Here is a 566-nt window from a genome sequence, read left to right on the forward strand (position 1 = left end):
TGTTGGGGCCGGTCAGGAGCATGAGGCGGTGTTTGTGGTCGAGGCGGGTGTGGTTGGCGGTGAAGTGGCGCACTTGTTGCTCGACGACGGGATGGCGACCGTTTTCGATATGGATGACGGGGTAGTCGGCGAACTCGGGGCAGACGAAGCCGCGTTCGGCGGCAATCGCGGCAAACGTAGAAAGTACGTCGAGGGCAGCAGCGGCTTTGGCGGCTTTTTGAAGCTGCGGCAAGGCCGTCTGAACTTCTTTCAGTAAGGCTTCAAACAGGCGTTTTTCCAATGCCAATGCTTGCTCTTGCGCGGTCAGAACTTTGTCTTCGAAGGTTTTGAGTTCGGGGGTGATGAAGCGTTCGGCGTTTTTGAGGGTCTGGCGGCGTTGGTAGTCGGCAGGGGCTTGTTCGGCCTGGACCTTGGATAGCTCGATGTAGAAGCCGTGGACGCGGTTGAACTCGACTTTGAGGGTGGAGAGACCGGTGCGTTCGCGTTCGCGCGCTTCGAGGTCGAGCAGGAATTCGTCGCCGTGGTTTTGGATGTGGCGCAACTCGTCGAGTTCTGCCGAATAGCCT

General features: G+C 58.7%; 1 pseudogene. It reads right to left on the reverse strand.

The features are described from left to right. A pseudogene (locus ACTHUR_RS16750) lies at positions 1-566 on the reverse strand (DNA mismatch repair protein MutS); the annotation flags it as partial.

The sequence above is a fragment of the Neisseria sp. P0021.S007 genome (assembly GCF_051956855.1).